Genomic DNA, 17,089 nt, shown 5'->3' with positions numbered 1-17,089 from the left:
CCGGCCTCCCTAGCCGCGCCCGCTCTCGCCGCCCTCGGCGGCGAGGCGGATCCCGGCGAGCACGCGGTTGTAGGTGCCGCAGCGGCAGATATTGGTGATCTCCCGGCGGATCTCCTCGTCGGAGGGCCGCGGGTTCTGCGCCAGCAGCGCCGCCGAGGCCATGATCATGCCGGATTGGCAGAAGCCGCATTGCGGCACGTCGAGGGCGGCCCAGGCCTTCTGGACCGGGTGCGAGCGGTCGGGGCTCAGCCCCTCGATGGTGACGATCCTCTGGGATTCGCCCAGCGACGAGACCGGGACCGAGCAGGAGCGCACGGCCTGCCCGTCGATGTGAACCGTGCAGGCCCCGCATTGCGCGATGCCGCAGCCGTACTTGGTTCCGGTCAGCCCGACCTGCTCGCGGAGCACCCAGAGCAGGGGCGTGTCGGGCTCCGCGTCGACCTCGCGCACGGACCCGTTCACGGTGAGACGCATCATGGCGATCCTGCCCCTCCCTCGGGCGCGGCCGTGCCGCGCTGCGGTGCCGCTGCCCAGGGCCGGTCCACCGTCCAAGCGCACGGGAACTAGGCGGCGCGGCAGCGCCGTCAATCGGCGCAGGCGCGACCGGACGCCATCTCCGGTTGCTGGTCCCGCGCAGGTCGCAGGTGTTAGTCCGTGCGGGAGACCGAGCGAGCCGCCAAGACCATCGAGCCGCCAAGATCATCGAGCCGCCATGACCATCCACGTTCCCCCGGGCCGCGGAGATCCGGCGCTGCGCCGCTTCAGCGCCGAGGATCTGCGCCGGATGATCGGGGCCGGCATCCTCGACGAGGACGAGCGCGTCGAGCTGCTGGACGGAGAGCTGGTCGAGAGGGCGGCGAAGGGCTACGCGCACGACCTCGTCAAGAACCGCTTGGCGCGGCGCTTCTCCTCCATCCTCCCCGAGTCGCTCTATCTCGCGACGGAGAGCACGCTCCAGCTCGCTCCGGACACCCTGGTCGAGCCCGACCTTCTGGTCGCGCCCGAAACGGCTCACCGCCCGGCCCCGTCCGGATTCTGCGCGATACCCGGGCCCGAGATTCTGCTGGTGATCGAGGTGGCCGCTTCGAGCCTCGCCTACGATCTCGGCCGCAAGGCCCGGCTCTACGCCCGCTCCGGCATTGCCGAGTCCTGGGTGATCGCTGCCCAGGAGCGGCAGGCGCGGGTGCATCGCGGGCCGCGCGGCGAGGCGGGCTACGCCGAGATCCGCGACCACGGACCCGATTCCGTCCTGGTGCCGCGGGCCGACCTCCTCGCCGGCGTCACGGTCCCGCTCGCGGACCTGGTCTGACGGCCTCGCGCCTCAGCGGATCGCGGTCGCGCCGCTCGCGGCGGTGACCTGCATCGGGCTCCCGGCCTGCGGCGCGCCGCCGAGCGTGACCCGTCCCACGACGAGCAGCAGCGCGAGGCTCCAGAACACCGCGATCGCCACTCGGCGCGCGCGCCGGTCGCCGGCCTCCGTCGGGCTCGCCGGCACGGCGGTCAACCGCTCGCCGTAGGGATCGTAGCCGGTGTCGGGGCGCTCGCTCATGGGGCGGAATCTCGCGTCGCGAGCCCGCGCAATCAATGGACGCGCTTTTCGAACTTCGCTCGGTTCGGAGAAGTCCCTGCTCCGGGGCTGCCGCCGCGTGGAAGACTCTTCCCCGGCCGCGCGGGCCGCTCATTCCACCTCCGAAAAATCCCTTCGGGTTGGCGGATGTGGGCTTCGCTCAGGCGCCGCGCGGGCGCGTGATCCGGGATCCGGTTGAACCAAGCGGATCCCGGATCACATCCGCGCCGCGGCGGCGGTGCCGTGGCGGTGGCGCAGCCCGTCGACCTGCTCCTCGACCGCCCGGAACGCGGCGAGGGCCGGCCCGGTGAGCGCGTGCGCGCTCGGCAGCCGGATCTTCATCGGGTCGACGAAGCGCCCGTTGATCGCGACCTCGTAGTGGACGTGCGGCCCCGTCGAGAGGCCGGTGGTGCCGACCGACCCGATCACTTGGCCGAGATGCACCCGCGCCCCCGGCACGATGCCGCGCGCGATCCGGGCCATGTGGTTGTAGGCGGTGACGTAGTTGTTGGCGTGCTGGATCTCGACGCGGTTGCCGTAGCCCGAGCGGGCGCCCGCCGCGATCACCACGCCGTCGCCCGTCGCCATGATCGGCGTGCCCCGGGTCGCCGCCCAATCGACGCCGTTGTGCATCCGGTAATAGCCGAGGATCGGGTGCAGGCGCGCCCCGTACGGGGAGCTGATCCGCCCCTCGGCCACCGGCCGCCGGATCAGGAACTTGCGCGTCGAGCGGCCCTCCGCGTCGAGGTACTCGACCTCGCCCGTTCCCGGCCCCCGGAACCGGTAGAGGCTCTGCGTCTCCCCGCGGCTGCGCAGGGCCGCGAAGAGCAGTTCCGGCTTGGAATCCTCGTCGGCGGTGAAGAGGAGTTCGACGTGGTCGCCGGGCCCGGTGCGGCTCTGCAGGTCGCTGCCGGAGGCCAGGACGCGCACGAGGTCCTCGATGACGCCGGGCGGGACCCCGTTCTTCAGCGCCGCGCCGTAGAGGCTCTCGTAGAGGCTGACGCCGCCCTCCTCCTCGGCCGCCGGCGCCCCCGGCCGCGGCGGCGCCACCGACACGAAGCCGCCGCGGTCGTTGGCGGCGGCGATCTCCTCGATCCCGTCCTCGCCGTAGAGCGTCACCCGGGCGATGCCCGGCGTCGGGCCCTCGCGCGCGATCAGCAGGCGCAGGTGCTGGCCCTCGGGCAGCTCGTCCCGCGCGCGCGGGCTCAGCGCCGCCAGGATCGCGGCGACCCGGTCGGGCCCGGCGCCGTTCTCGCGCAGGATCGCCGCCAGGGCCTGATCCTTGCCGATCACCGCCTCGCGGGTCTCGAACAGGGGGCCGGCCGCGGCCGCCGCGGTCTCGGCGATCTCGGTCAGGTTCTCCGGCAGGATCTTCACGTCGATCGCCCCCGCGGGGGCCTCGTCCTCCTCGCGGCCCGCCCCGAGGCGCAGGGCCCGCGAGAGCATCCGCTCCGGCGGGAAGGCAGGGGGCAGCGGCCCCGGCCCCCCGGCGAGGCGCTGCGTCTCGGCCACGAGCGCGTCGACCTCCTCGTCCGAGAGGGCGGGGGCCTCGGTCTCCGGCGCCTCCGCCAGGGGCGAGCGCACCAGGGTCACGGCGGTCTCGGCCGGATCGCTGCCGGTCTCCTCGGTGACGGCCTCGCTCCCGGCGCCGCGCATCGGGTCGAAGGGCGGGATCGGCGCCTCGGGGGCGCGCAGCGACAGGTCCGTGGCCACCTGCACCACTTGGTGGACGCGGATCACCTCGCGCTCGCCGACGGTCTCGCTCAGCGGTGCGCGGAACTCGCGCTTGGCCGCCACCACGACCTCGTCGCGCACCAGCCGGTCGCCCTTGCGCGCGGCGAATTCCGCGGGCGCGGTCCCGGCCTCGCCGGGCGCGCCCGCCTCGGCACGCGGGTGCAGGGCGAGGTCGGGCGGGACCGCGACGATTCCGTCCGAGGCGGCGAGGTCGAGGGCGAGGCCGAGCAGGGCGGCGCCGGCGATGCCGGTGAGCAGGCAGGCGGCGAGCCAGCGCAGGCTGACCTTCTGGCCGCCCGGACGCGAGAAGGCGGTGTCGTCGAGGATGTCGGAGGCACCGGCCTGCACGCGCGAACCCGGGTGTGAGAGGCGGGAGGAGCTCCCGTCTCAGGCCGGACAACCGTGACCGTTTTGCGGCCGGCCTACTCGGCCGCCTCCCGGGCGGCGTAGCCGAGGCGCTGGTTGAGTTCGGCGATCAGGGTCGCGGCGGCTTCCGCGATGACGGTGCCGGGCGGGAAGATCGCCGAGGCGCCGGCCTTGCGCAGCGCCTCGAAATCCCCCGGCGGGATCACGCCGCCGACCACGATCATCACGTCGGGCCGGCCGGCCGCGACCAGCGCCGCCTTCAGCTCGGGGACGAGCGTGAGGTGGCCGGCCGCCAGCGACGAGACGCCCACGATGTGCACGTCGTTCTCCACCGCCTGCCGCGCCGCCTCCTCGGGCGTGGCGAAGAGCGGCCCGATATCGACGTCGAAGCCGAGATCTGCGAAGGCCGAGGCGATCACCTTCTGGCCCCGGTCGTGCCCGTCCTGGCCCATCTTGGCGACGAGGATGCGGGGGCGGCGCCCATCCGCCTCCTCGAAGGCCTCGACCAGCTTGCGCACCCGCTCGACCGCCCCCGACATGCCCCCCATCTCCCGCTTGTAGACGCCCGAGATCGAGCGGATCTCGGCCTGGTGCCGGCCCCAGGCCCGCTCCAGCGCCGCCGAGATCTCCCCGACCGTCGCCTTGGTCCGCGCCGCCTGCACGGCGAGCGCCAGCAGGTTCTCCTTGCCCGAGGCGGCCCGGGTCAGCGCGTCGAGCGTCGCCGCCACCGCCGCCTCGTCCCGCTCGGCGCGCAGCCGCTTGAGCTTGTCGATCTGCATCGCCCGGACGTTGCCGTTGTCGACGCGCAGGAGCTCGAGCGGCCGGTCGCCGTCCGGCTTGAACTTGTTGACGCCCACGATGGTCTGCTGGCCGGAATCGATCCGGGCCTGGGCGCGGGCCGCGGCCTCCTCGATGCGCAGCTTCGGGATGCCGGCCTCGATCGCCTTGGCCATGCCGCCCAGGCCCTCGACCTCCCGAATGTGCTCCCAGGCGCGCCCCGCGAGGTCGCGGGTCAGGCGCTCGACGTAGTAGGAGCCGCCCCAGGGATCGATGATCCGGGTGGTGCCGCTCTCCTGCTGCAGGAAGAGCTGAGTGTTGCGCGCGATCCGGGCCGAGAAGTCGGTCGGCAGCGCCAGCGCCTCGTCGAGGGCGTTGGTGTGCAGCGACTGCGTGCCGCCCTGCGTCGCCGCCATCGCCTCGACGCAGGTGCGGGTGACGTTGTTGAACACGTCCTGCGCGGTGAGCGACCAGCCGCTCGTCTGCGAGTGGGTGCGCAGGGCCAGGGACTTGTCCGATTTCGGCCCGAACTCCTTCACGAGCTTGGCCCAGAGCAGGCGCGCGGCCCGCATCTTGGCGACCTCCATGAAGAAGTTCATGCCGATCGCCCAGAAGAAGGACAGGCGCGGCGCGAACTGGTCGATGGTGAGGCCGGCGGCGAGGCCCGCCCGGATGTACTCGACCCCGTCCGCCAGCGTGTAGCCGAGTTCGAGGTCCTGCGTCGCCCCCGCCTCCTGCATGTGGTAGCCGGAGATCGAGATCGAGTTGAACTTCGGCATGTGGGCCGAGGTGTAGGCGAAGATGTCCGAGATGATCCGCATCGAGCCGGCCGGCGGGTAGATGTAGGTGTTGCGGACCATGAACTCCTTGAGGATGTCGTTCTGGATGGTGCCGGCGAGCTTGCCCGGAGGCACGCCCTGCTCCTCGGCGGCGACGATGTAGAGCGCCATGATCGGCAGCACGGCGCCGTTCATGGTCATCGACACGGTCATCTGGTCGAGGGGGATGCCCGCGAACAGGGTGCGCATGTCGTAGATGGAATCGATCGCGACCCCGGCCATGCCGACGTCGCCCGAGACGCGGGGATGGTCGGAATCGTAGCCGCGGTGGGTGGCGAGGTCGAAGGCGACCGAGAGCCCCTTCTGGCCCGCCGCGAGGTTGCGCCGGTAGAAGGCATTCGAGTCCTCGGCCGTGGAGAAGCCGGCATATTGCCGGATCGTCCAGGGCTGGGTGACGTACATGGTCGGGTAGGGGCCGCGAAGGAAGGGCGCGACGCCCGGATACGTGTCGAGGAAGTCGAGGCCCCGACGATCCTCCGGGCCGTAGCGGCCCTTCACCGGGATGCCCTCGGGCGTCATCCAGGGCTCACCCGGGGCCGCCGCCGGCGCGACCTCGCCCGGCGCCGAGAAGGCGATGTCCGAGAAATCCGGGATGCGGGTCATCGGCCTGGGGCCCTCGTTCGGTGGTGCTGCCCTCAACTATAGGCGCCGCCGCGAGGAGGGCCAATGGGATGAAGGTGGGAGGAGGGCGCCGCGCCGCCGCGTCGGATCGCCGGCCGGGCGGATTCCGCTGCATAAGGGGGAGGGCGCGCGGCCGGTCTCGATCGCCACGCCCGGCTCCCGGTTCCCGCCGATGATCGTCGCCCGCGCGCTCGCCGCGAGCCTCAACCGGCCGCCCGGCGCGGCGCCCGCAGCGGCCCGGAGAGCCAGCGCTCCACCGTCGCGACGAAGTCGTCGCGGCGGAACGGCTTGCCGATGTGGTCGTCCATGCCGGCGGCGCGGAACGCCGCGACCTGGGCGGGCAGCACGTTCGCGGTGAGCGCCAGGATCGGCACGCGGCCCCGGTCGCCCGGCAGCTGCCGGATCCGGCGGGTCGCCGTGAGCCCGTCCGTCCCCGGCATCTGCACGTCCATCAGGACGAGGTCGTAGCGGCCCTCCTGCACGGCCCGGATCGCCGCCGCCCCGTCGTCGACGGCCTCGACGACGTGCCCGCGGGCCTCCAGCACCCGGCGGACGATCTCCTGGTTGATGGCGACGTCGTCGGCCAGGAGGATGCGCCCCGGCCCGACCCGCGGCCGCTCCGCCGGACCGCCGCCGCGCGGATCCGCTTCCGGCTCGGCGGCCGGCAGGGCGAGGCGGAACCAGAAGGTCGAGCCCTCGCCCTCGCGGCTCTCGACGCCGATGCGCCCGTGCATCGCCTCGACGAGGCGGCGGCTGATCGCCAGCCCCAGCCCGGTCCCGCCGTATTGCCGCTGGATCGAGCCGTCCACCTGGCTGAAGCGCTCGAACAGGCGCGCGTGCTTGTCCGCCGGGATGCCGATCCCGGTGTCGCGGACGGAGATCAGCAGCCCGCGCCCCTCGGCAGGGCCGGTCGGGTCCCGCGCCACCGCGAGCCCGATGCTGCCGGCCGGCGTGAACTTCACCGCATTGTTGAGGAGGTTGAGCAGGATCTGCCGCAGCCGGTCGACGTCGCCGACGAGGCGCGGCGGCAGGCCGGGCTCGATCGCGACGGCGATCGGCAGGCCCTTGCGGTCCGCCTCGGGGCGGACCAGGGCCAGCGCCTCCTCGATCAGGTCGGCGAGGGAGAAGGGCCGCGGGGCGAGGTCGACGCGGCCCGCCTCGATCCGGGAGAAGTCGAGGACGTCGTCCACGATCGTCCGCAGCGCCTCGCCGGCGGTCACGATCCGGCCGACCAGCCGCGCCTGCTCGGCCTCGAGGTCGCTGCGCGCCATCAGCAGATCCGCGTAGCCCAGCACCGCGGTCAGGGGCGTGCGGATCTCGTGGCTCATGGTCGCCAGGAAGTCGGTCTTGGCGGCGCTCGCGGCCTCGGCGGCGCGGCGGGCCTGCTGGGCGAGCCGGTGCGCCTCGGCGAGCGCCGTCTCGACCGCCTTGCGGGCGGTCACGTCGGTGTAGATGCGCAGGATCCCGCCATCCGCCGTGGCCGTGTTGGCGACCTCGAGCACCTGGCCGTTCGGCCGCACGCGCTCGTAGCGGGCGCCGATCCGGTCGAGGTCCCGGTCCCGGAGCCCGTCCCGGATCGCCGGGTCGAGGGCGGCGAACTCGCCCCTGGCCTGCAGCGCCTCGCGCATCGCCTCGCAGCTCGGCCGCGAGGCCAGGAAGGCGGGGTCGAGGCCGAGGAGGTCGGCGGCGCGCCGGTTCGTCACCGCGACGATGCCGGCCCCGTCCACCATGACGAGCCCCTGGTCCATCGCGTCCAGGGTCATGGTCAGCAGCGCCTCCTTGCCGGCAAGCTCGCGCGTGCGGACGGCGACGCGGCGCTCCAGGTCCCGGTTGATCGCCTGGAGGGCGTCCGCCTGCATCCGCAGCTGCAGGGAGGCGGAGGCGAGGGCGACGCCGATCTGGTCGGCCTCGCCCACCCTGGTCGAGGCCGGGGCGATCACCTCGCCCCGCGCCAGGGCACGGGCCCCCGCGAGCAGGACGTCGTTGGCGCGCAGGATCCGGCGCCCGACCAGGACCGACATCGCCGCGGCCAGGAGGCCGAGGCCGACCATGACCGGCACCAGCACCCGCAGCGACGCGGTCAGCGGCGCCTGCAGGGCCTGCCGCTCGATCCCGACCGTGAAGGTCCAGCCCGACAGGGCCGAGCGCTGGTACGTCCCGAAGACCAGCTCGCCGACGATGTTCCGGCCGCTCCAGCTGCCGCGCTCGCCCGCGATCTCGCCGAAGCCCGGCAGGGGCTTGCCGGCCGCGGACTCGGTCGCGGCCGAGCGCCCGATGATGATGCCGCGGCGGTCGCTCACCGAGCCCGAATAGGGCGGGGCGACGCCGGCCTCGCGGATCAGCGCGCCGATCTGCCCGGCCGGGATGCTCGCGCTGAGGATGTAGGCGACGCCCTGCTCCCGCGTCACCGGCACGCTCACGCGCACCACCGGCTCCCGCGACACGGCGCCGATCAGGAAGTCCGACACCGCCGGCGCCCCCGTCGCCACGATTGCGGCGTCGACGTCGCGCAGGATGCTCGGAAGCGCGGTGCCGAAGGGGACGTGGGTGTTGACGAGCTCCTGCCCGGTCCGGTCCCGCAGGATGATGTTCGTGCCCTGCAGCGCGTAGAGGGCGGTGGCCTGCCGGTTGAACCGCGCGAGGTCACCGGCCTCCAGGGCCGGGGAGGTCGCCAGTGCCTGCAACATCGCGATCTGCGAGGCGAGGAACCGGTCGACCTTCTCCAGCGCCTGCGCGTTGCGGGCGGCGGTGGCGTTCTCCAGGCGCGCCTGCTCCGCCACGACCCACCGGTGCAGCAGAACGGCCGTCACCGCCAGCGCCGGCACCAGTAAAGTCAGGTTCAGACCGACGATGTAAATCCAGAGGGGCGGTGCGCGGCGCGGCAGCATTCATGTCACCGATGACCCTGCACGACGGCCGCCTCTGCTGCGCGATGTGATGGCCGCCGAACGGATACCACGGCGGCGACTCGCCCGCGATAGCTGACGACGGCTTAATGCGTTCGGCGGTTGCATCCTTTCCGTAGCCGACGCGGAGGGCGGGAAACCCGCGCATTGAAGATGCCCCGCGGCTGGTCCAGTTAGGGGCAAAGCCCAGTTGCGGGGCGGATCGGCTGCCGGGGAGTGCCAACGTGCCGGATCGTTTCGTGCGGATCGCCCTCGGCGCCGCGCTGGGGCTGCTCGCCCTGTTCGTGGCGCAGCCCTACCTGACCGCCCTGCTGTTCTCGGTGGAGCAGCCGCGGGCCGTCACCCCGCGCGGCGACCTCGCCCCCGCCGAGGCCGCCACCGTGGCGCTGTTCGAGCGCGCCGCCCCCTCGGTCGTCTACGTCTTCGCGCGCCGCGCCCCCAGCGTGCAGGACCTGATGCGCCAGGGCATGGACGGCACCGAGCAGGGCGGGCAGGGGAGCGAGCAGACCGGGACCGGCTTCGTCTGGGACGCGGGCGGCCACGTGGTCACCAACAACCACGTCATCCAGGGCGGCTCGGAGATCTCGGTGCGGCTGTCGAGCGGCGAGATCGTGCCGGCGACCCTGGTCGGCGCGGCGCCCAACTACGACCTCGCGGTGCTGCGCCTCGGGCGGGTGAGCGCCATGCCGCCGCCCATCGCCATCGGCAGCTCCGCCGACCTCAAGGTCGGGCAGTTCGTCTACGCGATCGGCAACCCGTTCGGGCTCGACCACACCCTGACCTCGGGGGTGATCAGCGCCCTGCAGCGGCGCCTGCCGACCCAGGAGGGGCGGGAGCTCTCGGGCGTGATCCAGACCGACGCGGCGATCAACCCGGGCAATTCCGGCGGGCCGCTCCTCGACTCGGCCGGGCGGGTGATCGGGGTCAACACGGCCATCTTCTCGCCCTCGGGCGCGAGCGCCGGCATCGGCTTCGCGGTGCCGATCGACGTCGTCAACCGCGTGGTGCCGGACCTGATCCGCACGGGCCGCGCGCCGAGCCCGGGGATCGGCATCGTGGCGGCGCAGGAGGAGGCGGCCGCCCGGCTCGGCATCGACGGGGTCGCGGTGGTGCGCGTGCTGCGCGGATCGCCGGCCGCCGCCGCCGGCCTGCGCGGCGTCGACCCGGCCACGGGCGAACTGGGCGACATCATCGTCGGGGTCAACAACCGCCCGGTCCACCGCCTGGCCGACCTCACGGCGGCGATCCAGGAGGCGGGCGTCGGCCGGACCCTGGAACTGACCATCCTGCGCGACGGGCGGCCGCGCACGCTCCAGATCACCACGGCCGATATGGGGCAGCGCGTCCCTTGACGCCGCGCCCGCGCGCCGCGCATCCCCGCGAGGCGTCGCCGCGCGCCCTCCTCACGCCCGCAGAGGCTCGGCCCATGCGCCCACCCTGTGCCGCCCTCCTCGTCCTGCTCGGGCTCGTCGCCGCGGCGGGGGCCGCGCGGGGCGGGGAGGCGCGCCCGCGTCTCTGCCCGCAGGACGCCCCGCCCGGCGTGCGGCTCCCCGACCGGCCGGGCTGCCGCGAGGCGCCGCGCCCGGAGCCCCTGCGGGCCGGGCCGGCGCCGGGCTTCGTCGATCTGGGGAACGGCACCCAGCTGCGGGTGGGCGGCCGGGCGGTCTTCGAGGCCGGCACGCGGCGCTGATCCGGTGCGTTTCCGGCAAGGGCAGCGCGCCCCGCGCGGAACCACCCTGGCGCGCCCCGCATTCGACAAGGGGCACGGGCGGGAGAGCGCGATGATCCTAGCAGCCTGCGAAGGCCGTCACTGGCAATACGAGATCGCCGAGCACGCGGATGGCTACGCGGTGCGAATGCGGGACCTCTGTACCGGGGACGTGGACGACGACTTCGTCACCATCTTCCGCACCATGCCGGTCGCCCTCGCCTTCGCGCAGCTCTCGGCCGCCTTCGATCGCTTCGCGAGCGCCGAGGACGCGGAGGACGACGAGACCGGCAGCGCGGAGGATCTCGAATCGCGCGAGCGGGCCTTCATCGACCTCAGCAGCCGCCTCTGCGACGGCGGCGTCACCCGCTCCAACCTCGAAGCCTGGGAAGAGCAGCGCACCGGGGAGCCCCGGCGCGCCTTGCACTGACGCCTCGCGCCGGGGCCTGAGCAGAACGGCCCGGCGCGGTTCTGCTCGGATTCCGGTCCCCCCATCATTCCCGCCGCCGAAGCGGCGGCCGCTCCGGCGGGTGATCCTCAGCGCTTGCGCGCCTTGCGGGGCGGGGCGGCCCGGGCTGCCTCGGCGGCCTCGGCCTCCTTGGTGAGGCGCATCGCCCGCAGGCGGGCCATGTTCTCGTCGCGCTGGCGGTTCGCCTTCTCCAGATCCGCCCAGGCGACCGCGGCCGCCTCCGCCTGCATCTGCGCGCGGGCGGCGCGAGTCTCGGCGCGGTCGCGGGTCGCGCTGTTCTCTCCCGACATCCATCGGCCTTTCTGCCCGGCGGCCCGGCGCGGGACGGATCGCGCCATCGCGTCGCCCCGGGGCCGCTCCCTTCCTCATATAGGGCGCGCGCCGCCCCTGCCCACCCGGGCGGCTCAGTGGCCGAGCGCCGCCAGCGCCGCCGCGGCCGCCCGCTCGCCGTCCAAGGTCGCGCCCCCCACCGTCATCGCGCCGCCGCCCGAAGCGGCCTCCCCGGCGAAGAACAGGCGCTCGCCGACCGGCCGTCGCAGGGCCGCCCGGGCACCGGCCCGGCCCGGCCGGGCGAGCGAGTAGCTGCCGCGCGCGAAGGGGTCGGTCCACCACGCGGCGAGGCGCCCGGCGGTCACGCTCGCCCGCGCGGTCGCGCCGAACACGCTGGCGAACGCGTCCGTGGCCGCCGCCACCGCGGCCGCCTCGCCGGCCTCGCAGAGCAGGCGGGCGGCGTCGCCCCCCAGGTGCAGCACCGCCAGCGGGCGGCCGAAGGGGCGCATCTCCAGATAGGCCGTGAGGTCGGGCGCGTCGCCCCGCGCCGAACGCAGGATCACCGCGTCGCGCGGGTCCCCGGCCCGCGCCGGATCGAGGGCGAGGGCGACCTTGGTGTAGGCGCCCATGCGCAGGCCGTCGATCGCCGCGGCGAGATCGGCGGGAAGCTCGGGGGTGAAGCGAAGCGCCCCGGCCGCCAGCACGCCGACCGGCACGGTGACGATCGCCACGGCCGCGCGCAGCCGGCCCGCCGGCGTGTCGAGGGCGACGCCCGGGCCGCTCCAATCCACCCGCCGCACGGGGCAGCCGGTGCGGACCGGCAGGCCCGCGTGGTGGCGGGCGACGAGGGCCCCGTAGCCGTCGACCCAGAGATCCTCGCCGGCCCAGAGCTGGTCGTAATCGTGCAGGGAGACCCGGTCGGGCTCCTCCCCGAGCGAGAGCCGCGTCAGCCCGGCCGCCGCCTGCCCGAGGGCCGGGTCGACGGCCCGGGCCGCCTCGCCGATCGAGCGGTCCTCGCCGGGATGGTCCCGGTCGAGCAGGGCGGTGAGCTGCACGAAGCCCGCGCGCCGGCGGCGGCGGGTCTCGTCGGTCGCCGGCGCGCCGTCGATGATCAGGCTCGGCCAGGGACCCGCCTCGTCCGTGGTGAGCCGCACGCCGTCCGCGAGCGCGACCGCCTTCCAGGGATTGCGCTCGGCCCAGTGGATGTACTGCCCGCCGGCGTCGAAGGCCCGGTCCGGGCCCAGGCTGCCATCCGTGAAGGCGCGCCCGCCGATCCTGGCCCGCGCCTCCAGCACCGCGACGCTGTGCCCCGCCCGCGTGACCGCGGCGGCGGCCGCGAGCCCGGCCGCCCCGGCCCCGATCACCGCGACCTCGGCATCCTCGGCGGCGCGGGCGCGGCGCGGCAGGGCCAGGGCGGCCGCGCCGGCGAGGAGGGAGCGGCGGGAGAGCGGCATCGCCTCGGCCTCGATGGGATTCGCGTCGAGGACGGGAGATCGGCGCCGGCCGGCGCCTTTCAAGCGGGCGCCCGCGCCGCAGGGCGGCGGGCCGCGAAGGCGAGGCGGCGCCGGTTATGTCCGAGATTGGCGCGGGGCTCGGCGTCGAACCCCGCCTCCCGCAGCCGCGCCAGCATCTCGTCCCGGGCGTAGCGGGTGAGGCCGAGGCGGCGGCGCAGGGACGGGTAATCCGACAGGGCGGTGCGCAGGAGCCCGGCGAGGGCCGCCGCGAGGAATCCCTCGCGCCAGCCGAAGCCGAGGAGCGCGAGGGCATCCGCCAGCGGGCCGAGGTCGGGCGGGATGACGTCGGCCACGATCAGCAGGCCGCCGGGCCTCAGCTTGGCGTGCCAGAGCCGCAGCAGCCCCGCGAACTCCTCCGCGGTCAGGTACTGCGCCACCGAATGGGCGACGATCAGGTCGAGGCCGCGATCGGGCAGGGCGGGGAGGTCCTCCGGCGCCAGGACCACGATGCGGGGCTCCGCCCCGAAGCGGCGGGAGAGCCCGGAGCGTACCCGGGGGGCCGCGTCGCAGAGGTAGAGCCGGGCGCAGGCGCGGGCGACCCGATCGGCCGAGAGGGCCTCGCCGCTGCCGTAATCGAGCAGGGTCGCCCGCGGACCGGGCACGAGCCCGACGAGATCCTCGGCGAGACCCGCGTAGTGCCGCGACCGGTGCCGATCGTTGACGTAGATCGGAGTGTCGCGGTTCCAGAAGTCGCGCCAGGAGGCCGGCATCGGCGGCACCCGCCGGATCGGCGCTCCCGGCGCCATCCGCTCAGAACCCGAGGGAGAGGGCCGCCACGGCCCGGTCGATCGCGACGTAGAACACGCCGAAGGCGACCGCGGCGGCGAGGGCGAATTCCGCCGCCGCGTTCGCGAGCAGCTGCGTGCGCCGCAGGGTCTCGCGGCCGAACTGCGCCGCCGCCCAGGCGAGGGTCAGCACCACCGGCATCGCGAACAGGAAGGACAGCGTACTCTCGACCCGGCCGCTGCCCGGATCGAGCAGGGGACGGATGTTGCGCACCCAGGGCGCGTAGCAGGCCGCCGCCAGGGCGGTGCCCCAGGCGAAGACCAGGGCGATGCCGAGATGGACCGTGAAGGTCCGGTGCAGGCGCGTGAAGGCGTCGGTCGCGGCGTGGTGGCGGATGATCACTGGCAAGCCCCGAGAGCGATGTGGCCCGCGACGATCGGCGCCGTCTTTGCGGGCGCTGACCCGATCGGCGGGCGGGAACCCGGCCGGAGATGCCCGGGGAGTTCGGGTTTTTTGTGACGCTCGGCGCGAGCCGGCGCCGCAGCGCCGCGCCCGGGCGGCGCCGATCCCCCCGGGCGGGCCCCGGTCCCGTCAGGCGGCGATGCGCCCCTCCAGCGGAAACACCTTGGCGGGGTTCATCAACCAGGCCGGGTCGAACACGGCCCGCACCCGCATCTGCTGGGCGAGGTCCTCGGGCGCGTACTGCACGTTCATCAGGTCGCGCTTCTCGATGCCGACGCCGTGCTCGCCCGTGAGGCAGCCGCCCACCTCGACGCAGAGCTTGAGCATGTCCTCGCCGGCCTTCTCGGCCTTCTCCATCTCGCCGGGCGTGTTGATGTCGAACAGGATCAGCGGGTGCAGGTTGCCGTCGCCCGCGTGGAAGACGTTGGCGCAGCGCAGCCCGTAATGCCGCGTGATCTCGCCGATCCGCTCCAGCACCGGCGCGAGCTGCCCGGTCGGGATGGTGCCGTCCATGCAGATGTAGTCCGAGATCCGGCCGGTCGCCCCGAAGGCGGATTTGCGTCCCTTCCAGATCGCCGCGCTCTCGGCCTCGGATTGCGAGACTTTCAGGCTCGTCGGGTTGAAGGGTCTGGCGATCTCGACGATGCGCGCCAGCATCGCGTCGCATTCCTCGGGCGAGCCCTCGACCTCGATGATCAGCATCGCCTCGGCGTCCAGGGGGTAGCCGGCCTTGGCGAAGGCCTCGCAGATGGTGATCGCCTCCCGGTCCATGTACTCGATCGCCACCGGGATGATGCCGGCGCCGATGATCGCGGCCGTGCAGGCGCCCGCCGCCTCGACCGAGCCGAAGCCCATCAGGGCCGGCCGCGCGCCCTCGGCGGCGCGCAGGATCCGCACCGTCGCCTCGGTGACCACGCCGAGCTGCCCCTCCGAGCCGCAGATCAGGCCCAAGAGGTCGTAGCCCGCGCCGTCGAGGTGCTCGCCGCCGATCTCCACCACGGTGCCGTCCACCAGGACCAGCGTCACGCCGAGCAGGTTGTTGGTGGTGACGCCGTATTTCAGGCAGTGGGCCCCGCCCGAATTCATCGCGATGTTGCCCGCGATGGTGCAGGCGAGCTGGCTCGACGGGTCGGGGGCGTAGAAGAAGCCCTCGTGCGCGACCGCGCCGCTGATCGCCAGGTTGGTGATGCCGGCCTGCACCCGGGCGGTCCGGTTGCGGTAGTCGAGGGAGAGCACCTGGTTCATCTTGGCGACGCCGAGGATCACCGCGTCCTCCTGGGCGATGGCGCCGCCCGCCAGCGAGGTGCCGGCGCCGCGGGGCACCACGCGCACGCCCTCGGCGTGGCAGTAGCGCATCACCGCGGCGACCTCCGCCGTGCTGGAGGGCAGGATCACCGCGAGCGGCATGCGCCGATAGGCGGTGAGCCCGTCGGTCTCGAAGGCGCGCCGCTCGTCCTCGCTCGTCACCAGGGCCTCGGGCGCCACCAGCGGGCGCAGGCCCTCGATGATCGCGTCGCGGCGGGCGAGGATGGCGGGATCGGGGGCCGGGAAGGCGATCGTCATGGCGTCTCCTCGGGGTCGGCGGGACGGAGGCCCGCATCGTTCCCGCAACCGTATAGACCGCTCCCGCGCCGCACGCACCGGCACGCGCCACAACGCGTTGTCGCGCCATGAACTTTCGTCCCATTGATTTGCCCGCCGGCGCAGCTTCTTTTCGCCGCACGCACCCGGATCGACCCGGTCGCGTTTTTAACTTTACCAGCTCGAAACCTAGGCCATATCCACGCTCGCCCACGGGCAATCTGGCCGTCGATCGAGGCCTATCGGAGGGACCCTCATGCGTCAGTTCATCCTCGGTGCCGCCCTCGCGCTGCTCGCCCCCCTGACGGCGCAGGCGCAGGACGCCGCCGCCGGCGAGAAGCTGTTCTCGCAGTGCAAGGCCTGCCACGCTTTCGGCAAGAACGGCGTCGGCCCCGACCTGAAGGGCGTCGTCGGGCGCAAGGCCGGCACCCACGAGGGCTACAGCTACTCCGCCGCGCTCAAGGATTCGGGCCTGACCTGGGACGAGGCCACCCTGCACAAGTGGCTCGCCAACCCGAAGGGCCTGGTCTCCGGCACCAAGATGATCTACGCCGGACTCAAGGAAGACAAGAAGATCGACGACCTCGTCGCCTACTTGAAGACCCAGCAGTAAGATCGCGGCCCGCAAGGGTTCGGCCCCGTCGCGCGCGCGGCGGGGTTTTTTGTTTGGCTTTTTCGTCTCGGGCAGTGGTCCCTTTTGCTTGCGTTCCCTTGGGCTTGCATTCCCTTGGGCTTGTGGCCCAGGGCCCGATCCGGGGCGGGCGGGGCGCTGCGGCGCCTCATCCGACATCCGGTCGATGGCGTTGCCATCTCCCATTTCGGCCATGCGGATGTCGGCTTCGCTCAGGCGCCGCGCACAGGCGCCGCGCAGGATCCTGATCCGGGAGCCGCTTCGACCAAGCGGATCCCGGATCAGTAGAGCCGGGTGCGGTAGCTCTCCTCGATGGCCCGCTCCGCTTCGGCCGCGTCCTCGCCAGCGATCTGGTCCGCGAGGATGCGCCCGAGCGTCGGGAAGCGCGCGCGCTCGACCCGCGCCTCCGGCGCCCAGAGTTGCGCGCGCATCGCGGCCTTCCCGCAATGGAAGAATACCTCCTCGACCGCGACGATCAGGCCCGCCACCGGCGCGCGCCCGGCCACCGCCAGCGGCGCGAGCAGGGCGGGGTCGGTGGTGAGGCGGGCGCGGCCGTTCACGCGCAGCATCTCGTCGATGCCCGGCACCAGGAAGAGCAACCCGACCTGCGGGTTCTCCGCGACGTTCTGCATCGTGTCGACCCGCCGGTTGCCGGGCCGGTCCGGGATCACCAGCGTGGCGTCGTCCGGCGCTGCGACGAAGCCGGGCGCGTCGCCGCGCGGGGTGGCGTCGCCCCGCCCCGCCGCGTCCGCGGAGGCGATCACCAGGAAGGGCGAGAGCGCGATGAAGGCGCGCGCGTGGGCGTCGAGGCGCGCGAGCTGCTTGTTCACGGCCCGCGGGCTCGGCTCCCCGTAATGGCGGCGGATCGCCTCGCGGCTGGTCTCGGTCATGGCTGCGGCCGTCCCTCTCCCGGAGCGG

The 17,089-nt window shown here is 73.8% G+C and carries 16 protein-coding genes; 5 read left to right on the top strand and 11 right to left on the bottom strand.

The genetic code is table 11. The annotated features are described in order from the left end of the window. Positions 1-9 precede the first annotated feature (9 nt). Positions 10-477: a (2Fe-2S)-binding protein gene (locus M446_RS14585; RefSeq protein WP_012332857.1), complete on the bottom strand. Its 468-nt coding sequence runs from the start codon at positions 475-477 to the stop codon at positions 10-12. A 235-nt stretch (positions 478-712) separates the two neighbouring features. On the opposite strand from M446_RS14585, the gene M446_RS14580 reads away from it, so the two are divergent. Then, positions 713-1,309 carry a Uma2 family endonuclease gene (locus tag M446_RS14580; RefSeq protein ID WP_012332856.1) on the top strand — a complete coding sequence of 199 codons (597 nt, stop codon included), beginning with the start codon at positions 713-715 and terminating at the stop codon, positions 1,307-1,309. A 12-nt stretch (positions 1,310-1,321) separates the two neighbouring features. Here the strand turns inward: M446_RS14580 and M446_RS14575 are convergent, their stop codons facing one another. The 4 genes from M446_RS14575 to M446_RS14560 all read right to left on the bottom strand — a co-directional run bounded on the left by M446_RS14575 (position 1,322) and on the right by M446_RS14560 (position 8,792). Beyond that, complete coding sequence (locus M446_RS14575) at positions 1,322-1,549, bottom strand: hypothetical protein (RefSeq protein WP_012332855.1); 228 nt, start codon at positions 1,547-1,549, stop codon at positions 1,322-1,324. Between the two features lie 234 nt (positions 1,550-1,783). Continuing rightward, positions 1,784-3,649: a M23 family metallopeptidase gene (locus tag M446_RS14570; RefSeq protein WP_012332854.1), complete on the bottom strand. Its 1,866-nt coding sequence runs from the start codon at positions 3,647-3,649 to the stop codon at positions 1,784-1,786. A gap of 74 nt (positions 3,650-3,723) precedes the next feature. Further along, a complete protein-coding gene (gene scpA / locus M446_RS14565; protein WP_012332853.1) occupies positions 3,724-5,886 on the bottom strand; it encodes a methylmalonyl-CoA mutase in 2,163 nt (720 codons plus the stop codon). A 221-nt stretch (positions 5,887-6,107) separates the two neighbouring features. Then, positions 6,108-8,792 carry an ATP-binding protein gene (locus tag M446_RS14560; RefSeq protein ID WP_043701252.1) on the bottom strand — a complete coding sequence of 895 codons (2,685 nt, stop codon included), beginning with the start codon at positions 8,790-8,792 and terminating at the stop codon, positions 6,108-6,110. Between the two features lie 242 nt (positions 8,793-9,034). Between M446_RS14560 and M446_RS14555 the strand changes: the two genes are divergently transcribed. From M446_RS14555 to M446_RS14545, 3 genes are all read left to right on the top strand, one after another. Beyond that, positions 9,035-10,162, top strand: a complete 1,128-nt coding sequence (locus tag M446_RS14555) for a S1C family serine protease (RefSeq protein ID WP_012332851.1) — start codon at positions 9,035-9,037, stop codon at positions 10,160-10,162. Positions 10,163-10,236: 74 nt separating this feature from the next. Beyond that, positions 10,237-10,500: a hypothetical protein gene (locus tag M446_RS14550; protein ID WP_012332850.1), complete on the top strand. Its 264-nt coding sequence runs from the start codon at positions 10,237-10,239 to the stop codon at positions 10,498-10,500. A gap of 91 nt (positions 10,501-10,591) precedes the next feature. Continuing rightward, positions 10,592-10,948, top strand: coding sequence for a hypothetical protein (locus tag M446_RS14545; protein ID WP_012332849.1), 357 nt, complete (start codon positions 10,592-10,594; stop codon positions 10,946-10,948). Positions 10,949-11,055: 107 nt separating this feature from the next. Here M446_RS14545 and M446_RS14540 read toward each other — a convergent pair whose 3' ends face one another. The 5 genes from M446_RS14540 to M446_RS14520 form a co-directional block, all read right to left on the bottom strand. Next, positions 11,056-11,277: a hypothetical protein gene (locus M446_RS14540; protein WP_012332848.1), complete on the bottom strand. Its 222-nt coding sequence runs from the start codon at positions 11,275-11,277 to the stop codon at positions 11,056-11,058. A gap of 114 nt (positions 11,278-11,391) precedes the next feature. Then, positions 11,392-12,711: a flavin monoamine oxidase family protein gene (locus M446_RS14535; RefSeq protein WP_012332847.1), complete on the bottom strand. Its 1,320-nt coding sequence runs from the start codon at positions 12,709-12,711 to the stop codon at positions 11,392-11,394. A 59-nt stretch (positions 12,712-12,770) separates the two neighbouring features. Next, positions 12,771-13,481 carry a class I SAM-dependent methyltransferase gene (locus M446_RS14530; protein ID WP_012332846.1) on the bottom strand — a complete coding sequence of 237 codons (711 nt, stop codon included), beginning with the start codon at positions 13,479-13,481 and terminating at the stop codon, positions 12,771-12,773. A 40-nt stretch (positions 13,482-13,521) separates the two neighbouring features. Next, on the bottom strand, positions 13,522-13,899 hold the full coding sequence (locus M446_RS14525; RefSeq protein ID WP_012332845.1) for a hypothetical protein: 378 nt from the start codon (positions 13,897-13,899) through the stop codon (positions 13,522-13,524). 189 nt (positions 13,900-14,088) lie between these two features. Next, entirely contained in the window at positions 14,089-15,522 is a 1,434-nt protein-coding gene (locus M446_RS14520; RefSeq protein WP_012332844.1) for an FAD-linked oxidase C-terminal domain-containing protein, read from the bottom strand. A gap of 274 nt (positions 15,523-15,796) precedes the next feature. On the opposite strand from M446_RS14520, the gene M446_RS14515 reads away from it, so the two are divergent. Further along, positions 15,797-16,153 (top strand): c-type cytochrome, encoded by a 357-nt coding sequence (locus tag M446_RS14515; RefSeq protein ID WP_012332843.1) that lies wholly within the window; start codon positions 15,797-15,799, stop codon positions 16,151-16,153. Positions 16,154-16,452: 299 nt separating this feature from the next. On the opposite strand, the gene M446_RS14510 is transcribed toward M446_RS14515, so the two are convergent. After that, complete coding sequence (locus M446_RS14510; protein WP_012332842.1) at positions 16,453-17,061, bottom strand: pyridoxamine 5'-phosphate oxidase family protein; 609 nt, start codon at positions 17,059-17,061, stop codon at positions 16,453-16,455. Positions 17,062-17,089: the final 28 nt, after the last annotated feature.

Source organism: Methylobacterium sp. 4-46, from assembly GCF_000019365.1.
Classification (GTDB): domain Bacteria; phylum Pseudomonadota; class Alphaproteobacteria; order Rhizobiales; family Beijerinckiaceae; genus Methylobacterium.
This window is presented reverse-complemented; position numbering and strand designations above follow the sequence as displayed.